Origin of the sequence: Streptomyces sp. NBC_00448 (genome assembly GCF_036014115.1) — a bacterium.
Lineage (GTDB): Bacteria > Actinomycetota > Actinomycetes > Streptomycetales > Streptomycetaceae > Actinacidiphila.
Window position 1 is genome coordinate 7,673,671 of sequence record NZ_CP107913.1, and the last position, 18,008, is coordinate 7,691,678.

Annotated in this window: 14 protein-coding genes and 6 pseudogenes; 8 read left to right on the plus strand and 12 right to left on the minus strand. The window is 71.9% G+C overall.

Going from position 1 to position 18,008, the window contains the following annotated elements:
• Positions 1–16: 16 nt before the first annotated feature.
• Complete coding sequence (locus OG370_RS33105) at positions 17–982, minus strand: cyclase family protein (protein WP_328470753.1); 966 nt, start codon at positions 980–982, stop codon at positions 17–19.
• Entirely contained in the window at positions 979–1,980 is a 1,002-nt protein-coding gene (locus tag OG370_RS33110) for a fumarylacetoacetate hydrolase family protein (RefSeq protein WP_328470755.1), read from the minus strand. Before OG370_RS33110 ends, OG370_RS33105 begins: the two co-directional genes overlap by 4 nt.
• Positions 1,981–2,116: 136 nt before the next feature.
• On the opposite strand from OG370_RS33110, the gene OG370_RS33115 reads away from it, so the two are divergent.
• Together OG370_RS33115 and OG370_RS33120 are read left to right on the plus strand one after the other, a co-directional pair.
• On the plus strand, positions 2,117–3,025 hold the full coding sequence (locus OG370_RS33115) for a LysR family transcriptional regulator (RefSeq protein ID WP_328470757.1): 909 nt from the start codon (positions 2,117–2,119) through the stop codon (positions 3,023–3,025).
• A pseudogene (locus OG370_RS33120) lies at positions 3,022–3,141 on the plus strand (helix-turn-helix domain-containing protein); the annotation flags it as partial. The gene OG370_RS33115 and the pseudogene OG370_RS33120, both read left to right, overlap by 4 nt.
• Positions 3,142–3,265: 124 nt before the next feature.
• On the opposite strand, the pseudogene OG370_RS33125 reads toward OG370_RS33120, so the two are convergent.
• From OG370_RS33125 to OG370_RS41590, 3 pseudogenes are all read right to left on the minus strand, one after another.
• Positions 3,266–3,700, minus strand: a pseudogene (locus tag OG370_RS33125) (transposase); the annotation flags it as partial.
• Between the two features lie 76 nt (positions 3,701–3,776).
• A pseudogene (locus OG370_RS33130) lies at positions 3,777–3,878 on the minus strand (hypothetical protein); the annotation flags it as partial.
• A 600-nt stretch (positions 3,879–4,478) separates the two neighbouring features.
• Positions 4,479–4,721 (minus strand): annotated as a pseudogene (locus OG370_RS41590) (L-serine ammonia-lyase, iron-sulfur-dependent, subunit alpha); the annotation flags it as partial.
• A 452-nt stretch (positions 4,722–5,173) separates the two neighbouring features.
• On the opposite strand from OG370_RS41590, the gene OG370_RS41595 reads away from it, so the two are divergent.
• Positions 5,174–5,749 carry a GNAT family N-acetyltransferase gene (locus OG370_RS41595; protein WP_443060913.1) on the plus strand — a complete coding sequence of 192 codons (576 nt, stop codon included), beginning with the start codon at positions 5,174–5,176 and terminating at the stop codon, positions 5,747–5,749.
• Here the strand turns inward: OG370_RS41595 and OG370_RS33140 are convergent.
• Positions 5,727–6,552: pseudogene (locus OG370_RS33140) on the minus strand (IS5 family transposase). The gene OG370_RS41595 and the pseudogene OG370_RS33140 sit on opposite strands and share 23 nt — an antisense overlap.
• A gap of 57 nt (positions 6,553–6,609) precedes the next feature.
• A pseudogene (locus OG370_RS41600) lies at positions 6,610–6,723 on the minus strand (serine dehydratase beta chain); the annotation flags it as partial.
• A gap of 214 nt (positions 6,724–6,937) precedes the next feature.
• Between OG370_RS41600 and OG370_RS33150 the strand changes: the two are divergent.
• Both OG370_RS33150 and rsgA read left to right on the plus strand, forming a co-directional pair.
• A complete protein-coding gene (locus tag OG370_RS33150) occupies positions 6,938–7,468 on the plus strand; it encodes a hypothetical protein (RefSeq protein WP_328470761.1) in 531 nt (176 codons plus the stop codon).
• A 295-nt stretch (positions 7,469–7,763) separates the two neighbouring features.
• Complete coding sequence (rsgA, locus tag OG370_RS33155; protein WP_328470763.1) at positions 7,764–8,843, plus strand: ribosome small subunit-dependent GTPase A; 1,080 nt, start codon at positions 7,764–7,766, stop codon at positions 8,841–8,843.
• Positions 8,844–8,881: 38 nt separating this feature from the next.
• On the opposite strand, the gene OG370_RS33160 is transcribed toward rsgA, so the two are convergent.
• The 3 genes from OG370_RS33160 to OG370_RS33170 form a co-directional block, all read right to left on the minus strand.
• The gene (locus OG370_RS33160; RefSeq protein ID WP_328470765.1) at positions 8,882–9,013 is read right to left on the minus strand and encodes a hypothetical protein; all 132 of its coding nucleotides are present in this window, start codon (positions 9,011–9,013) and stop codon (positions 8,882–8,884) included.
• A gap of 262 nt (positions 9,014–9,275) precedes the next feature.
• Positions 9,276–10,310, minus strand: coding sequence for a LacI family DNA-binding transcriptional regulator (locus OG370_RS33165; protein WP_328470767.1), 1,035 nt, complete (start codon positions 10,308–10,310; stop codon positions 9,276–9,278).
• Between the two features lie 287 nt (positions 10,311–10,597).
• Positions 10,598–12,076, minus strand: coding sequence for an MFS transporter (locus OG370_RS33170; protein WP_328470769.1), 1,479 nt, complete (start codon positions 12,074–12,076; stop codon positions 10,598–10,600).
• A 161-nt stretch (positions 12,077–12,237) separates the two neighbouring features.
• Here OG370_RS33170 and OG370_RS33175 point away from each other — a divergent pair, with 161 nt between their 5' ends.
• Both OG370_RS33175 and OG370_RS33180 read left to right on the plus strand, forming a co-directional pair.
• The gene (locus OG370_RS33175) at positions 12,238–12,885 is read left to right on the plus strand and encodes a TetR/AcrR family transcriptional regulator (RefSeq protein ID WP_328474656.1); all 648 of its coding nucleotides are present in this window, start codon (positions 12,238–12,240) and stop codon (positions 12,883–12,885) included.
• Between the two features lie 159 nt (positions 12,886–13,044).
• Positions 13,045–13,443, plus strand: coding sequence for a PPOX class F420-dependent oxidoreductase (locus tag OG370_RS33180; RefSeq protein WP_328470771.1), 399 nt, complete (start codon positions 13,045–13,047; stop codon positions 13,441–13,443).
• A 78-nt stretch (positions 13,444–13,521) separates the two neighbouring features.
• Here the strand turns inward: OG370_RS33180 and OG370_RS33185 are convergent, their stop codons facing one another.
• Both OG370_RS33185 and OG370_RS33190 read right to left on the minus strand, forming a co-directional pair.
• Positions 13,522–14,004 (minus strand): DUF456 domain-containing protein, encoded by a 483-nt coding sequence (locus OG370_RS33185; RefSeq protein WP_328470773.1) that lies wholly within the window; start codon positions 14,002–14,004, stop codon positions 13,522–13,524.
• A 264-nt stretch (positions 14,005–14,268) separates the two neighbouring features.
• Positions 14,269–15,255, minus strand: a complete 987-nt coding sequence (locus tag OG370_RS33190) for a helix-turn-helix domain-containing protein (RefSeq protein WP_328470775.1) — start codon at positions 15,253–15,255, stop codon at positions 14,269–14,271.
• 259 nt (positions 15,256–15,514) lie between these two features.
• On the opposite strand from OG370_RS33190, the gene OG370_RS33195 reads away from it, so the two are divergent.
• Complete coding sequence (locus tag OG370_RS33195) at positions 15,515–17,983, plus strand: protein phosphatase 2C domain-containing protein (RefSeq protein WP_328470777.1); 2,469 nt, start codon at positions 15,515–15,517, stop codon at positions 17,981–17,983.
• Positions 17,984–18,008: the final 25 nt, after the last annotated feature.

Sequence of the window (18,008 nt, forward strand, 5' to 3'; positions counted from 1 at the left end):
GCGGGCTGAGGGCGTGCTACTTGACGGCGACCGGGTTGACCGGGGAGCCGACCGCGCCGGTGATCGGCAGCGGGGCGGCGGTCAGCCAGAAGTCGTACGCACCGTCGTGTGCGCAGTCGTCGGCGAGCGCGTCCAGGTCCCACATCTCGCCGATGAGCAGGCCCATGTTGGGGATGGCGACCTGATGCAGCGGTTGGAAGGCGTGGTCGAACTCGTTGGGCCGGACCTCGAAGCCCCAGGTGTCGGTGGCGATCGCGGCGATCTCGGTGCGGTGCAGCCAGCCGGCTGTGGTGAACGAGAGGCCGGGTGCCGGGCCGCCGGCGTACTCGCCCCAGCCCTCGCGCCGGGCGCGCGCGAGGCGCCCGGTGCGCACCAGCGCGATGTCGCCGCGGCCGACGGTCACGCCGTGCGCCTTCGCGGTCGTGCTCAAATGCTCCTCGGTGATCGCGAAACCGTCCGGCAATTCGCCGTCCTCGCCGATTACGTGGCCCACGTCGAGAAGGATGCCGCGCCCGGCGAGGTAGGGGGCCATGTGCTCGATGCCGGTGACCAGGTCGCCGTCGGAGGTGACGACCTGTTCCGCCGGGCGGCCGTTCCACGCCTTGCCGTGGTCGAAGATGTGGCCGAGCCCGTCCCACTGTGTGGAGCACTGCAGCGGCATGGCGATCACGTCGTCGGCGCCGCCGATCCCGTGCGGGAAGCCCTGGTTGCCGAGGGCGGCGTCGGTACCGGTGTCGAGCATTGTGTGGACGGGGTTGGTCCGGCGCCGCCAGCCCTTCTGCGGGCCGTCCATGTCGAAGCGCTGTGCGAGGGAGAAGCTGACGCCTCGCCGTACCAGCGTGGCGCCCTCGCGGCGCTTGGCCTCGTCGAGGAAGTTGAGCGTGCCGATCCGGTCGTCCTCGCCCCAACGCCCCCAGTTCGAGTACGCCTTGGCTGCCTCGGCGATCGCGCCCTCCGGGTCGGCCCGGTGCGGAGCCGTCACGACGCCACCTCCGCCGCACATCGGGTGCGCTGCGCGCCGAGCCCGGTGATGGAGCCGTCCATCACGTCTCCGTCGCGCAGCAGGCGGCCCCAGTGCATGCCGTTCCCGGCCGGTGAACCCGTCAGCACCAGGTCTCCGGGGAGGAGCTGAGCGGCCTGCGACGCGTAGGAGACCATCCGCGCCACATTGAAGATCATGTCCTTGGTGGACTCGTCCTGCATGGTCTCGCCGTTCAGCTTCAGCACCAGCCGCAGGTCGTCGGGGCTGGCGATCGACTCGGCGGGCACGATCCACGGGCCGAGCGGGGTGAACCCCGGCGCGTTCTTGCTGCGCAGCCAGTCGGTGCCGATCTGCGGCATGTCCCGGCGGAAGACGGTCGCGCGGTCGGTGAGATCGTTGGCGATCGTGTACCCGGCGACGTACTCCAGCGCCTCGTCGGCGGAGATCCGGTACGCCGGGCGGCCGATCACGGCCGTCAACTCCAGCTCCCAGTCCGGCTTTTCGGCCCATGCGGGGAGTACGACGTCGTCGTAGGGCCCGGTGATGGCGCTCGGCAGGCCGATGAAGACATACGGCAGATCGGCCTTCGTCCGCCGGTCCATGATCTCCGCGGCCTCCGCGCGCCGCTCGTCCTCCGGGCGGTCGTCACCGGGCGTGCGGTGCGCCACGTGCAGATCGATGACGTGCTGGCGGTAGTTGGCGCCGGACTGGAAGACCTGCCGCGGTTCGACGGGGGCGTGCACCCGGAACTGCGCCAGCGGCCTGCGCTCCACAGAGCCGTCATCGGCCAGGTCGCGCAGTCGCGGCAGTACCGCAGCCCAGTCCTCTAGGAGCCGACGTACCGTCAGCCGGTCGTTGTCCAGGCCGGCGCGCAGGTCCAGCACGTGCTCCTCGGGTGTGACCAGCGCGGGGAACGCGGGACCGTCCGGGGCCGAGAGCGTCGCGAGGGCGAAGGGGCCGGCGAAGGGTGCGGAAGCGGGAGCGGGTTTCACGGACATGTCCTCCTGATTGCGGTGGGACTAATCTGGACCCGCCACCAATGATCAGGGAAATAGATTGCATGGATGGAAGCCATCCGTTAGGCAGATTTCCCCTGGTCGGCGCCGACTGACGCCGTACAGCAAGGGAAAGAACGTGAATCTGGCCCGCCTGGACCTCAACCTCGTCGTGGCCCTGCGCGCGCTACTGGAGGAGCGCAACGTCACCCGTGCCGGACAGCGCGTCGGACTAAGCCAGCCCGCCATGAGCGCCGCCCTGTCCCGGCTGCGCCGCCACTTTGACGACGACCTGCTCTCCCGCGTCGGCGGCCACTACGAACTCACCGCCCTCGGACAGGTACTCCTCGACCGCACCTCCACCGCCTACGACGTCCTCGAACGGCTCTTCTCCAGCCAGGCCGACTTCGACCCGGCCAAGGAAAGCCGTGAGTTCAAGCTGGTGGCCTCCGACTACGCCGTCGCCGTCTTCGGCGCCGAACTCGCCCGCGCCGTCCACGAGGAGGCCCCCGGAATCCGGCTGCGCTTCGCACAGACCCCGCCCACCGTGGTCGACGACACCGCCACCCTGCTCAGCACCGTCGACGGACTGCTCATGCCGCACGGCGTCATCAGCGATTTCCCCGCCACCGACCTCTACCACGACCGATGGGTCTTCGTGGTCGCCGACGACCACCCATCCGTCACCGACCAGCTCACCCGGCAGGACCTCGAGGAACTGCCGTGGGTCACCTACCAGCGCACGTACGACGCACCGGCCGTGCGCCAGCTCGGAATGCTCGGCGTGGAGCCACGCGTGGAGGTCTCCGTCGATAGCTTCCAGCTGCTACCGCAGCTGGTGGGCGGCACCCGGCGCATCGCCATGGTCCAGGCCCGGCTCGCCCGACTGCTCGCGCCGATCGCCCCCGTGCGGATCGTGGAGCCTCCCTACGAGGCGGTCTCCTTGCGGGAGGCCCTGTGGTGGCATCCGGTGCACACGCACGATGCGGCTCATATCTGGCTGCGCGAGACCGCCGCGCGCGTCGGGGTCAGACTGCCCGCGCGATGAAGCCACCGCACCACGAGTCGGTCCTTTCCCGTGCCGCGCGCATCCTGGAGGCGTTCAGCCAGGACGAGCTGTCGCTGACCGTCTCCGAGATCGCTCGCCGCACCGGTCTGCACGTGTCCACGACCTCCCGCCTGGTGGGGGAGCTGGTGGCGCACGGGTTCCTGAGCCGGGACGACGACCGTCCAGAGCCTTCCACAACCCCATCGCGCCGTCGCCGACAACCAGCTCGGGGTCGCGCATGCCCCGGCGGCGGCAGTCGCGCAGCAGGTCGGCCCACGACTCCGTCGACTCGCGCAGCCCCTCCGCCAGCGCGCGACCAACTCCTTGGTGCCGTCCAGACGGACCCCGAGCAGCACCAGCACGCAGGAGTGGGCCTGCCCAGAGCCGGACCTTGGGATGCACGCCGTCGGCCCACACGTAGACGAAGTCGCGGTCCGACAGGTCCCGGTCCTGGAAGGCGGCGTGGTCGTCGCCCCACTGCTTCGTCAGCCGCGTCACCGTCGCCGGCGACAACCCGGCCGCCGAGCCGAGGAACTGCTCCAGCGCGGGCACGAAGTCCCCCGAGGACCGTCCGTGCAGGTAGAGCAGCGGCAGCACCTCGGAGACTTCGGGGACTTGCGGCACCACGGGGCCAGGATCTTGAGGAGAACCGCTTGCGCTCGCCTGTCTCCTCATCGACGCGGCGGTCGTTGACCCGGGGGGCGGTGACCTCGACAGCACCTGCCGCGGTGGTCACGGTGCGGGGCCGGTGGTGGCCGTTGCGGACCACCGGGCGGTGCCCGTGCCCGTCCCGCTCGGCAGCCAACTCGGTTATGTACTGGTTGACTTCCGCCTCCAGCGCGGCGGCCAGCATCCGGCGGGCGCCCTCGCGGACGATCTCGTCGATCAGGGAACCGGACTCGGTGGAACCCTCGGCATTCACTACGCTGAGCACGGGCGTGCCTTCCCGACCCGCGCTGCGAACGCGGGCCTACTCGGTGACCATCAAAGGATCATTCGGGAAGACGCCTTCGCGTCCCGGCCCGGGGCTGATCCACAGGTCTTGAGCATTGCTCCCCGCGGTGAGCCCGGACGCCTTTGGAAGAGGCGTAATGGTTTACCACGAAGCGGACGCACCATCTTGCTGAACTGCACGGACTGGATAAGGGAGGACTATGCGTGATTTCTCCGGCACGGGATCCCGGGCGACTCATAGACCCTGGGTCCGTGATCGGCGGTGACGGAGCTGCTGCCCACGTGGCCTTGCCAGGCGGATGGGTACGCCGACGGTCGGGTGCCGGCCTCGGTGCGCTGCACCGACCTGCTGACGCCGCCTCCCCAGGCCCTGATCCCCAGGGACTTTTCAGGGACTTTCAGCTCTGTCGGAGGACTTCCGAGGGACTTTTCTACGTACAAGCACGGAAGGCTCCGACAGAGCTGAAAGGTTGGAACCCGCAGGTCAGGCCCTACGCGGTCAGCACTCGATGACGTTGACGGCGAGGCCGCCGCGGGCGGTCTCCTTGTACTTGACCTTCATGTCGGCGCCGGTCTGCTTCATGGTCTTGATGACCTTGTCGGGGGAGACGTGGTGGCGGCCGTCGCCGCGCATGGCCATGCGGGCGGCGGTGACGGCCTTGACCGCGGCCATGTCGTTGCGTTCGAGGCGGGGGGTCTGGACGAGGCCGCCGATGGGGTCGCAGGTGAGGCTGAGGTTGTGTGCTCTATGTCGATCTCGGCCGCAGCAAGCAGCGGACTGCGGCGTCGTCCCCGTCTGTGGCGGAGGTGGTGGGCGCGCAGACGAAGGCGAGGTAGTACTGCAGGACGGCCGGGATGATCCTGGCGGCGCCGTTGGTCGGGATGGTGACCACCCGGCCGCCCGCCCAGGTAGTAGGTCTTCGCCAGCAGCACCTCGCCAGCGTCGTCGTAGGCCGCAGCGTCGTCCCGTTGGCGTGGTACGGCAGCGAGTGGCGCCGGTGCAGCACCAGGTCGGCGTCGAAGGCGATCTCGTGGGTGCCAGCAGCTAACTGATCGTTTCAGAATGCCCGTCTGGCGGCTGTGTGCTCGCCGCTTCATTTGTAGCTTCCCTCCCTGCTGGCGCGCCTCTTCGTTGCGTGTGTAATACTCAAAATCGGGTAGAGAGTCTTACGACAGGGGTGGCGTTACATGATGATGTCGGAGCTGGAGACGCCTGCGGCTGACGGATTCCGGTCGCACCGAACCGAACGTCTGGAGTTGCATGCTCTGGTCATGGAGCACGTGGAAGCAGTACACGACGTGTACGGAGATCCAGCAACGTGGTCGCATCTGCCGCAGGGGCGACACGCCACACCCCAAGTCACTGCCGCCATGATTGCCAAGGCCCAGCCGAGCTGGCACGAGTACGGACTGGGCTATTGGTCCGTGCTGCTCAAGGCTCCCCTTCCAGGGTGCTCTCTGCGACCTGGCGAGATCATCGGCACGGGCGGGGTCTCAGTCGTAGACGGGGATGTATGGAACCTCGGCTACAGGCTCACGCCGGGAGTCTGGGGCCGTGGCCTAGCCGGAGAGATCGTCCGCGAGGCACTCGCTTGCGCCCGCGCCGTGGCGCCCGGTCGCCCCGTGGTGGCCCGCGTCCTGTCGGAGAACACAGCATCACGTCGGGTCGTCGAACGGGCAGGGATGGTGCTCGTCCGCGAAGAGACTGAGCGCTCCGGACCCGCTGCTGGCCGCAAGCGGCTCATCTTCAGCGATCGGCACTTGCCCTGAGATCGTTTCGCAGGCGTCGCAAGCAGATGAGGCTGCTGGCGAGGTCGAGCAGTCCCTGGTGGAGGTCGGCACGTCGTTCGTAGCGGGTGCGCAGCCGCTTGAACTGGTGGAGCCAGGCGAAGGTGCGCTCGACGACCCAGCGCACCTTGCCGAGTCCGGAGCCGTGGGCGACGCCGCGTCGGGCGATCATCGGCCTGATTCCGCGCTTCCAGAGCAGGCGGCGGTACTTGTCGTAGTCGTAGCCCCGGTCGGCGAACAATCGCCGGGGCTTGCGCCGGGGACGTCCTCGCGCTCCTCGGATCGGCGGTATCGCGTCCAGGAGGGGCAGCAGTTGGGTGACGTCGTGGCGGTTGCCCCCGGTGAGCGTCACGGCGAGCGGCGTGCCGTACCGGTCCACGATCACATGGTGCTTGGAGCCGGGGCGGGCGCGGTCGACGGGCGAGGGGCCGACGTGATCCCCCCTTTTAGGGCCCGGATGTGGGAGCCGTCCACGGCGCAGTCGTCCAGGTCCAGCAGGTCCGCACGGCGCAACTCGGTCAGCAGCGAGGCGTGCAGGCGGGGCCAGACGCCGCTTCGGTCCAGTCCCGCAGTCGCCGCCAGGCCGTGACGCCCGAGCAGCCGACGACTGCTGTCGGCACATCGCGCCATGCGACACCGGTCCGCAACACGTAGACGATGCCGGCGAGAGCCACCCGGTCCGGAACCCGCAGCCGCCCTGGATGGCGGTGACGCCGCTCGGGAGCGGGAGGCAGCAACGGAGCCACTCGCTCCCACAGGTCATCTGCAACAAGATCAACACGCACTCGGGCACTGTGTCAACCAAGATCGTCCGGCGCAAGACCCATTCTGAAACGATCAGTAAGCCGGCGCTCGGCGCGGATCCGGGCGACCTCGTCGTCGGTCGTCTCCACGTCGACGGTGTGCGGCGAGTGGCCGGACAGGCCGAGCAGGACGGCCTTCAGGCTGCCGTGACCCGCCTTTATACAACGTGATCTCGGCGGAGCCAAGCTGGTGCATCTGACCCACTATCGCCTTCCCCCAGTGTCTCGGTTGGAGGCTGTGATGGTGGTAGGTGCAAGTGGGCGATGGAACGAGGGTTGCGAGGTTTCGCCGGGTGATCCGACTGTGGGGGTGTTTCACGTCGGTTATCAGGTAGGCGGACGGCCGGTCGTGCGGACGGTGTGGCGGGTGACGGGTGAGGACATGTCCTTGGCCCAGGCGGTCGGTGCGGCGCTTGGCGGGACGGTGGCGGAGACGGCGCCAGGTCGGGAAGAGCTGGCTGGCTACGAGGTGCTGTCCGGTAGCGCGTCGGTGCATGTGCTGGTGAACTTCAACGCTGGTGTGGACATCGGGTTCGTCTGGGGCGGGGGAGCCGCGTCTGTTCGGCGTGAAGCTGCCGGTGGGCGGTTGAGTGAGTTTCGGCGTGCTGGGGTGGAGGGTCTCGGGAGGCTGGATGTTCGGGTTCGGTTTCGGCTGGCAGGGGCACCGGGGCTGGGCTGGTTCGAGGTGCGGTCGTCCTCGTGGGAGTTCGGTGAGCAGCTCGAAGCCCTGGTGGGTTCTTCGGAGCCGCTGGTGGCAGAGGTGCGGTGTGCGCTGCGGTTGGAGTTGGTGCGGTTCAGGACGTGCTCGGGTGCGGGCACGAGTTACCGGGGGCCCCGGATCGAGGTGCTGGTGGGGGGAGGAGGCGCGCGGGCGGAGGGCTTGGTCCTCGCTGCGTAAGCAGGGCACGTAATTGGGTGGCGGGGGTGGTGGGGGAACCGCTACGGTGCGGGTGTTCGCAGCGCGGTGCCCGGTTGGGTGGCCGTGTCGGTCGTGTGTGTGACCTGGGAGGTGTGACCCGATGGCTGTTTCCGTGACGGGCGTTGCCCACATTCAGCTGATCGTGCGGTTCACCTCTGTGGTCTCCGGCTGACCTCTTCTGCTGTTCGTCGCGCCTGTGGGCGCGCGGGTCGGGGCCCTGTTCGAAGGGTTTCCCTTGTCTTTCTCTTTTCGTGATGTCTCCTCACATGCTCTCGTGCCCTACGGCTGGGACGACGTGTGGGAGGCGGAGTTCGTGCCGTACGCCGAGCGTGGGCTGGTGCCCGGGCGGGTGGTGCGGGTGGACCGTGGACGGTGTGATGTGTTCACGGCCGAGGGCGTGGCGCGCGCCGACACCGAGTACGTCGTGCCGAAGGACCCGATGCGCGTGGTGTGCACCGGGGACTGGGCCGCGCTCGATCCGGCCGGCCACGACCCCCGTTTCGTGCGGGAACTGCTGCCCCGGCGCTCCCGGTTCGTCCGGTCCACGTCGTCGAAGCGGTCGGAGGGCCAGGTGCTGGCGGCGAACCTGGACCACGTGGCGGTGTGCGTCTCGCTCGCCCTCGAACTGGACCTGGGACGGCTGGAACGGTTCGTCTCGCTGGCCTGGGAGAGCGGAGCGCAGCCGGTCGTGGTGCTCACCAAGGCCGACCTGGTGCCCGACACCACCCATCTGCTCGCCGACGCGGAAGCCGCCGCGCCCGGGGTGCGGGTGGTGGTGGCGAGCGCCGAGAGCGGTGAAGGGCTCGACGAGCTGGGCGAGTTGCTCGCCGAGGGCAGCACGGTGCTGCTCGGGCAGTCCGGCGCCGGCAAGTCGACGCTGACCAACGCCCTGGCCGGGGTGTCCGTCCAGGAGGTGCAGGCCACCCGGGACGCCGACGGCAAGGGCCGGCACACCACGACCACCCGGGACATGGTGCCGCTGCCGGACGGGGGAGTGCTCATCGACACCCCCGGGCTGCGCGGCGTCGGGCTGTGGGACGCCGAGACCGGACTCGGCCAGGTCTTCGCCGAGATCGAGCAACTGGCCGCGGACTGCCGCTTCCCGGACTGCTCGCACCAGGCCGAGCCGGGGTGCGCGGTGCTCGCCGCGCTGGACGACGGCACCCTGCCGCAGCGCCGCCTCGACAGCTACCGCAAGCTGCTGCGCGAGAACGCCTGGATCGCCTCCCGCACCGACCAGCGACTGCGCGCCGAACTGCGCCGTGAGTGGAAGCAGCGGTCGGCGGCCGGCCGGGAGATGTACGAGCGCAAGCGCGGCGGGGGCGGCGGCCACCGCCACGGCCAGGTCCGCTGACCGGCGGCCGGCTCAGCGCGGCCCGCCCTCCGCGCTCCTCATCCGGTGCCGCCACGACGTCCGTGGCGGCGCCGGACCCCGATCGGGCTTCCCTCGCTCCAGAAGGAACCGATGATCCCGGCGATGACGAGCGCCACGATCACGATTCCCAAGATGACGCTGTAGGCCATGCCATGACCTCCTCACATCCGCGCGGCCTTCACCGCACCGTCACTTTCGCTGCCTGATCGTGACCTTCCCGTTGCATGAGGGTCTCAATCCACTTCTCAACACGGCTTCTCCGTAGACCTGTTGAGCGTTGGCGAAAATATGACGGTAAGTAAGTCGCGTGATGCGTAAACCGGATGAACGGTTGACGTGCTGGTTCGGCTTCCACCCCGATCCCGGCGCCGTCCGTCCCGCAGATCCTCACGCCGCCCATCCCGCCGACCCTCACGCCGACGCGCGCACCACCAGCTGCGTCCGCGTCACGATCGACGACAGCGCGGGCCCGCCCGACTCGGCCGCGCCCGCCTCGATCCGGCGCAGCAGCAACCGCGCCATCATCCGGCCCATCTCCTCGATGTCCTGCCGGATCGTGGTCAGCGGCGGGTCGGTCCAGTCGGAGACCGACACGATGTCGTCGAAGCCGATCACCGCCACGTCCTCCGGCACCCGCCGCCCCCGCGTGCGCAGCAGCCGCAGCGCCCCCGAGGCCATCACGTCGGACGCCGCGAACACCCCGTCCAGGTCGGGGAAGTCGTCCAGCAGCCGGGCCATCGCCTGGGAGCCGCCGTCGGGGGTGAAGTCGCCCTCGGCGATCAGCCGCGGGTCGATGTCCGGCAGCGCGTCGCGGAAGCCGTCCAGCCGGTCCACGGACGCGGTCTGGTCCAGCGGGCCGGCGATGTGGCCGATCCGGCGGCGGCCCAGGTTCAGCAGGTGCTGGACCGCGTCGCGGGCGCCGCCGCGGTTGTCGCAGTCGACGTAGAGCGTCTCGCTGTCGGACCAGTCGGGGCGGCCGCCTATCACCGTCGGCACCCCGGCCCGGCGGGCGAGCGCGGGCAGCGTGTCGTCGTCGTGCAGCGAGAAGATCAGCGCGCCGTCCACGTGGCCGCCGCCCAGATAGCGGCCCACCCGCTCGTAGTCGCCGGCGCCCTCGGTGAGCAGCAGCACCAACTGGTTGTCGTGCGCGGTCAGTTCCTTGCTGATGCCGCGTACCTGCTGGGCGAAGAACGGGTCCGCGAAGAACCGCGTCTCCGGCTCGGCCACGACCACCGCGATGGCGTCGTTCCGCCGCGTCACCAGGGCGCGCGCGGCCTGGTTGGGCACGTAACCCAGCTCGTCGACGGCCCGCCGGACCCGCTCGGCCAGCGGCGCGCGCACCCCCTCGCTGCCGTTGACCACGCGGGAAGCGGTCGCCCTGGACACCCCGGCCCGTGCGGCCACGGCCTCCAGCGTGGGGCGGGGCACGAAGCTCGGGTCGGACAACGGAGGGCTCCTTCGCACGCGGATAACGAAAATTTCCGGACCATTTCGATACGGACAGCGTATCGGGTCGGGCCGACCGCGTGAGAGCGCTCTCTCGGTGTGTCCCCAGGGTTGCCGGTGCCGACACCCGCACCGGTCCGCCCGGGCGCGCCGCCGCGTGGGCGTGAGCGGGCGGCCCGGCGGACGGGCGGATGGTGCGTACGGTCCCGGGTCCGGTGAGCGGCGCCGGATCAGCGGCGGCTCGCCGAAGCGGCTCGGCGTGATCCGGCGACCCCGGGGCGGACGTGTCAGGCGGGTTCCTCGGCGGCGGCCTCTTCCGTGGCGTGGGAGTCGGTGAGGGTGAGGGCGCCGCCTGCCGCGACCAGGCCGACGACGACCGCCAGCACGGCGTAGGTGATCCGCTCGCCGTGGAAGAACGACGCCACCAGCGCCCCGCTCCAGGTGCCTGCGGGCAGTTGCGTGGTGACGAGCGCGGCGATCAGGGTGCCGACCATGGCGGTGCCGATGCTGGTTCCGACCTCCTGGGCGGTGTCGTTGAGTGCCGTGCCGATCGACGTGCGGTTGCTCGGCATCGCGTCGACGAGTGCGATGGCGCAGATCGTCATGACGGTGCGCAGCCCGATGGTCATCAGGACCATGCAGGCCGCGATGGCGCCGTACCCGTGGTCGACTCCCCAGGACAGGCCGGCCAGCGAGCCGGCCAGGCAGGCCGCGCCGACCAGGCAGGCGATGCGGTGGCCGAACCTTCCCGCCAGCCACTCGGACAGCGGGGTCGCGGCGATCATGGTCACGATGATCGGGAGGTTCGCCAGGCCGGCCCGGACCGGGCTCCACCCGTAGGCGTACTGGAAGTGGAGGATCAGCCCGAACATCACCGCGGCCATCGCGATGGCCGTGCCGATCTGCGCGATGGCGGCGCCGCGCACGGTGCCGTTGGAGAAGAGGCGCAGGTCCAGCATGGGCGAGGGGGTGCGGCGCTCGTGCCGCACGAACGCGACGCCCGCGGCGAGGGCGCCGAGGAGCGCGGCGAGGGTGATCGCGGAGTGCCAGCCGTGCTCGACGCCGCTGGTCAGCGAGTAGCAGGCGAGGCCGATGGTGGTGACGCTCAGCGCGGCGCCCGGCAGGTCGAGCCGGTCCTGGGTCAGGTCCTCCGGCCGGTCGGCCGGGACGCCGAGACGGACGCCGACGGCCGCGATCAGCGCGATCGGGGCGTTGACGACCAGGAGCCACTGCCACCGCACGTGGGCCAGGGCGGTGCCGCCCAGCAGGGGGCCGAGGACGAAGCCGGACATGCCGACGATGATCATCAGGGTCATCGCGCGCATCCGCAGCGCCTTGTCGTCGAACAGCCGGAAGACCAGCGAGTTGGTGATGGGCGCCATCGCCGCCGCGGCGATGCCGAGGCCGGCCCGCAGGGTGATGAGTTCCCCCGCGGTGGTGACCGCGACGACGCCCAGGCTCAGCAGGCCGAACACGGCCAGGCCGACCAGCAGCACGCGTCGGCGCCCGAGCCGGTCGGCCATCGATCCCGCCGTCAGCAGCAGGCCGCCGAAGGTCAGCGAGTACGCGCCGGTGACCCATTGCAGCGCGGTCGTGCTGCCGTCGAGGTCCCGGCCGATCGTGGGCAACGCGATCGACAGCAGCGTGTTGTCGACCATCTCGACGAAGAAGGCCAGGCAGAGCGCGGCCAGGGGAATCCACGCCGCGCGCAGCGACGGATAGGTACGCGATGCGGCAGGCGCGGTGGAAGCGGCGGTCGTGGTCATGGCGGGCCTCCTCTCGGAACGTCGCCGACTATCGAACGACGTTCGACCATAGAACGTGGTTCGATGAATGCGCAAGTTGTGAAAGGATGTGCACCATGACAGGCCCGCGACCACGACCCGCCGATCGTCCTTCCCGAGGGCGGCGACGTGCTTCGCACTCCATCGAGGCGGTTCTCACCGCGGCGGTGGCCCTGCTCGACGAGGCGGGCGCGCCGGCGCTGACCCTCCGCGCGCTCGCGGCCCGGCTCGGCACCGGCGTCGGCAGCATCTACTGGTACGTCTCCGGCAAGGACGACCTGCTCGAACGTGCCGTCGACCACGTGCTCAGCGGGGTGCTGACCGCCGTCGAGGAGCAGGCCGGCAGCAGTGACCCGATCGACGACCTGCGCGTGATGGCCGTCACGCTGTTCGACGCGATCGTGGACCGGCCGTGGCTGGGTGTGCACTTCATGCGCGACATCGACGTCCAGGGCAACTCGTTGCGCCTCTACGAGAAGCTGGGGCAGCAGACACTCCGGCTCGACCTCACGCCACGGCAGCGGTTCCACGCCGTGTCGGCGATCGTGGGCGTCGTGGTCTCCAACGCCGCCGACATGGGGCAGGAGCCGCCCGAGGAGGTGGTCGAGGGATTCGTGGACCGCGAGGAGTTCCTCGGCCGCTACGCGACGACGTGGCGCGGGCTCGACGCCGAGGAGTACCCGTTCCTGCACGATATCGTCGACGAGTTCGACGGGCACGACGACAAGGAGCAGTTCCTCGCCGGCCTGGACCTGACGCTGGCGGGCATCCGCTTCCAGGCCGGAGCCTGACGCCGGGCAGCCGTTCCCGCCCGGCATCCCCGCACCCCCGAACGGCCCGAACGGCCCCGAGTGGCAACGGCCTTTCCGCGCTTCGCCTAGGACCTTGGTCCGGGTTCTTTCAGCCGAGCGGCGGATGCCGGGGCGGGGGAGCGGCGGGAGGATGACCGTATGACGACCAGGACCGCACGGACCGAACTGAACGAAGCCGAGCTGGCGTATCTGCGCGGGCAGTTCCTCGCCAGGCTGGCCACCGTCGACGCGAAGGGGCGCCCGCAGGCGAACCCGGTGGGCTTCTTCCTGCGCGAGGACGGCGCGGTGGACATCGGCGGCTTCGCGATGGGTACCACCAAGAAGTGGCGCAATGTCGCCGTCAATCCGAACGTGTCCCTCGTGGTGGACGAGATGTCCCGCCCGGGCGACCCCCGTACCGCCCGCGGCGTCGAGATCCGCGGCACCGCCGAGCAGGTGGAGGGGCCGCACGAGTACGGCGAGCGGATGAGCCCGGAGCTGATCCGTATCCACCCGTACAAGATCATCAGCTGGGGCATCGAGGGCCCCGGGATCTGACGCGGGGGCGGGACGCGGGCCGACGGCGCCGGGCGCGGGACGATGCCGCTGGGCGCGGTCCGACGCTGCCGGCGCCGGCTACCCCGCGATGACCGCGCCCACCCACGCGCCCGCCACGATCAGGCACGCCATCAGCTCGACCAGGACGGACCCTCCGACCGTACGCATCACCCGGCGGGTCGCCGTCCAGGCGGCGCGGTGCCCGCCCAGCCGGACCCGCTCGTGGACGTACACGGTGCCGGCGAAGCCCAGCGGCGCGCCCACCACCGGGAGCACGAAGAACCCGGGGATCGCCACCCCGCTCGCCGTCATCACCGTGCGCCAGGTGACGCCGGAGTCGCGAATCCGCCGGGACGGCATCAGCCACAGCACCACCTGGGCGACCGCCAGCAGCCCCGTCGCCCCGGCGAGTACGCCCCAGGTCAGGGTGGTGTGCTGCGAGGTGGCCCACCACAGCACGGCCGCCCAGCACAGCAGCGTCCCCGGTACCCCAGGTGCCGATACGCAGACGATGCCCAGCAACATCACCGCGCCGATCAGGCACAACTGTGCGGTCCCCATGAGAGCCACCCTGCCGGAATCCGGGCGCGTTCGCTGTCCGGCGACGCGCCCGACGCACCGGTGTTACCGGATCGCGTCCCCCGGCCGGGTGCGAGACCGGCCTGCCGCATGCCGCCAGGGAACCGTACGCCTGATGCGGGGCGCGGCGGGCCGGATTCGGACGGATCACGCCCTGTGCAGCCGCCCTGTGCAGCCTCTCGTACGCTCCCCTACGCGCTCCGCGTACGCCCCCGCGCACGGTTCACGCCGGGCGGCTGCTCCGGGTCAGGGCTCGTCGCGGGCGATCCAGCCGCGTTCGTAGGCGTGCCAGCCGAGCTGGAGGCGGGTGCTCACGCCGGCGATCTCCATCAGCCGCTTCACCCGGCGCTGCACCGTGCGCAGGCCGAGGTCGAGCTGTTTGGCGGTGGAGGTGTCGGTCAGGCCGGCCAGCAGCAGGGACAGGATGCGCAGGTCGGTGTTGTCGGGCTGCGCGTTCCGCTGCTCGGCGAGTATGCCGCCCGGCTCCAGGCGCAGCGGCATGGCCTGCCGCCACACGCCCTCGAAGAGCTCCGTCAGCGCCTCCAGCAGGCCGCTGGCGTGCACCACCAGCGCGGCGGGCTCGGCGCGGCGGCCCAGCGGCACCATCGCCAGCGTCCGGTCGACCACCACGAGCTTGGTCGGTACCCGTTGCACCACCCGCACCTGCTCGTCGCGGTCGAGCGCGGCGGCCAGTTCGGTGAGCCCGCTCTGCCCGGTGACCGCTTCCCGTTCCAGCACCACGCGGTACGACACCCCGCGCCGCGCCGCGTCGGCCTCCGCGTCGTTGTCCACGCCGTCGACCGCGACCGGACGGCCGCTGACCAGGGCGCACACCTCCCGCTCGGCGCCGAACTGGAGTTGGAGGAAGCGCTGGGCCACCGCGCCCGCGCCGGTGACCACTTCGACGAGGTCGTGCACGGCGGGTTCTGCCGCCTCGGCCCTGAACTCGGCGGCGAGCACGGCCGCGGCCAACTCGGCCTGCTCCAGGGCGTGCCGCCGGCTGGTCAGCAGCGCGGACAGCGCGACCGCCGGCGGCGCGACCACCCAGCGGCCGGGCCGCGCGGAGGACTGGGCGACCAGGCCGTGCCCCTCCAGCCGGCGCAGCAGCCGGGCGGCGTCCTCCTCGGGCAGCGCCAACCGGTCGGCCAGTTGGCCGAGTTCGGCCGCGCCGAGCGCGACCAGAGCGCGGTAGGCCGATTCCTGTGCCTCGTCGAGGCCGATGGCGCCGAGCAACGAAGGCCCCTCCTCGGGATGGGCGGCTGTGCGACACCGACGGCGACGGCGGCATGGCGGGAATGAGCCGCGGCGGTTTCCCGCCGTGGACATCCTCCCCTCCGTCGGGTGCCCTCTGCCACTGTGATCCACATCGCAGCCGGTGTCATACCCGGGGAGCACGTGCGAACCGCGCGCGCCGGGCCGGCCCTGGCCGTGGGGGCTGGGCCGACCCGGCGTTTCGCGTTTCCCGGTCCGCTCGGCGGTGGACAATAAGGGCATGAGCCAGCAGGGCGACGCACGCGGCAGCCAAGAGGACGACTGGTGGCGGCAGTTGTACGACGAGGAGGTCGCCGCCGGAGCTTCGGGCGCCGGGAACGACTCCCTCGACGCGCACTTCGACTCGGCGCTGAACGCGATGACGCCGCCGCCCCCGCCCCGGACCGAGACGCTGCGGCTGCGGCGGCCGACCCCGCCGCCCCCTCCGCCGTCATGGCAGCGGCCGAGCCGTCCGGCACCCCCGCCGCCACCACCGCCGCGCCAGGAGGAGCGCACGGCTCCTCCGCCGCCGCCGTGGGACCCGTGGGCGGCGGCACCGACCTTCGCGGAGCCGGCACCGATGCCGGTACAGCGGCAGCCCGAGCGGGAGTTGGCGCCGGAGCCCTTCGCGGAGCCGGCGACGGCGCCGGAACGCGAGCCCGCCCGGGAGCCCTTCGCCGCGGAGGCGGTGTCCGTCCGGTCCGCGCCGCCCGCGCCGCCGGCCGAGGAGGCGCGCGCCGAGCCCGCGCCGGAACCGGACCCGGCGTCAGATCCGGAACCGGCACCGGAACCGGTGCGCGACGCGGTGCCCGCGACCGAGCCGGAACCCGCGGTCGAACCCGAGCCCGAACCCGACCTCGCCGCGGAACCGGTGGCGGAACCCGACGCCGTGCCGGACCCGCGCATGGGCAGCGCGTACGCACCCGCGCCGCGCGCACCCGAGGCCGTACGGGCGCCGGCGCCCCTGCCCGCGCAGGCGCCGGACGTCCAGGCGGGACCCGAGGCCGCGTACGTACCCGCGCCGGAGTCGGAGTGGCCCGAACCCGTCGCCGAGGCCGCGCCCGCTGCCGTAGCCGAACCCGCGCCTGAACCCGCGTACGTACCCGCGCCGGAGCCGGAGCGGCCCGAACCCGTCGCCGAGGCCGCGCCCGCTGCCGTAGCCGAACCCGCGCCCGAACCTGAACCCGAACCCGCTGCCGTAGCCGAACCGGAGGCCGCGCCCGCGCCGGACCCGCGTGCCGCGGAGACGTACGCGCCGCCGCCCGCCAAGCCCTGGGACGCGTGGGCCACTCCGCGCAGCGCGGCTGCGCCGCTGTCCAGCCCGGCCGCGCCGACGGCCCCGCCCGCGGCCGAGGGCTGGTCGGCGCGGCTCTCGCAACGACCGCCACAGCCGTCGCCGTCGGCGCAGCCGGCCGAGCAGGAGGCGTCGGCGGTTCCAGAGACGCCCCCCGAGTCGCCCGGGCGCCCCGAGACCGCCGTGGCGCCCGAGGCCCAAGCGCCCCCGCGAGCGCCGGCCTCCGCGTACACGGACCTGGTCGACGACCCGGCCGGGCCGCCGCCCGCGCCCCCTGCGCCCGCCCGCCCGCAGCCGCCGGACTCCCCGTACACGGACCTGGTCGACGACCCGGCCGCCGAGCCGGTCCCGCTCCCGGCTCCGGCTCCGACGCCGGAAGCGCCGCCGCCCGCGTACGCGGAGCCGGTCGACGAGGCGCGCCTGCCTGCGCCGCCGGCCCCTGCCCCGGCCCCACCCATGGTGCAGCCGCCCGGCGAGACGGTGTTCGCCGAGGGCGAGGTGCGGTGGGCGCCGGAGTTGCCACCCGGGTGGGTGCCCGCGGCCGGGGTGACGCGGGTGGTGGACGACGCCGGCACGGAGGTGGGTGTGGTGGGCGGCGGCCCGCCGACGTACGGCCCCGAGCCGACCGCGTGGCCGGAGGCGGACCCCGAGGGGCTGGACGCGCTGGTCCCCGACACCGTGCTGGACGGGGCGGAGTACGGCGTGATGACGCTGCGGACCGCGGCGGTGCGCGGCGACTCGGCCCGTTACCGCGGCCAGCCGCGCCGGGACGCGCTGCTGACCGCGCGGTTCGGCACGGGCGACGAGGCGCTGCTGCTGGTGGCGATGGCGAGCGGGGCGCGGGCGGCCGACGACGCGCACCGTGCCGCGCAGGACGCGGTGCGGTGGATCGCGGGCGCGGTGGGCCGCAGCCGGGCCCGGCTCGCCGACGACCTGCGGGCCGCCCGCCGGGGCTCCCTGAAGTCGGGGCTGCACCGGCTGACCGACCGCTGCTACGGGCGGCTGCGGGCCCGGGGCGAGGACCTGGGCCTTGCGGAGGGCGCGTACACCGCGTCGGTGCGCTGCCTGCTGCTGCCGGCCGACCCCGCGTGCCGTATCCGGCTGTTCTTCGGGGTGGGGGAGGGCGGCCTGTTCCGCATCCGGGACGGCGGCTGGCAGGACCTCGACGTCGCGCCCGACGAGGCGTCCGAGCCGTTCCGGTTCCGGGCCACCGTCGCCCAGCCGGGTGACGCGCTGCTGATGTGCAGCGCCGGCCTGGCCGAGCCGCTGCGCGGCGAGCCGGAACTCGCCGCCCACCTGGCCGGGCGCTGGGGCCAGGGCCGCGCGCCGGGCCTGGCGGCGTACCTGGCGGACTCCCAGACCCGGGTGAAGGGCTACGCCGACGACCGCACGGTGGTGACCGTCTGGGATGCGTGATCGCCCCATCCGTGGGGAGATGGTC

Coding starts and splice junctions, on each gene's coding strand:
- OG370_RS33110 (WP_328470755.1), bottom strand. CDS start 1,980: ATGTCCGTGAAACCCGCTCCCGCTTCCGCACCCTTCGCCGGCCCCTTC.
- OG370_RS41595 (WP_443060913.1), top strand. CDS start 5,174: ATGTCGGAGCTGGAGACGCCTGCGGCTGACGGATTCCGGTCGCACCGA.
- OG370_RS33160 (WP_328470765.1), bottom strand. CDS start 9,013: ATGGCCTACAGCGTCATCTTGGGAATCGTGATCGTGGCGCTCGTCATC.
- OG370_RS33170 (WP_328470769.1), bottom strand. CDS start 12,076: ATGACCACGACCGCCGCTTCCACCGCGCCTGCCGCATCGCGTACCTAT.
- OG370_RS33180 (WP_328470771.1), top strand. CDS start 13,045: ATGACGACCAGGACCGCACGGACCGAACTGAACGAAGCCGAGCTGGCG.
- OG370_RS33185 (WP_328470773.1), bottom strand. CDS start 14,004: ATGGGGACCGCACAGTTGTGCCTGATCGGCGCGGTGATGTTGCTGGGC.
- OG370_RS33195 (WP_328470777.1), top strand. CDS start 15,515: ATGAGCCAGCAGGGCGACGCACGCGGCAGCCAAGAGGACGACTGGTGG.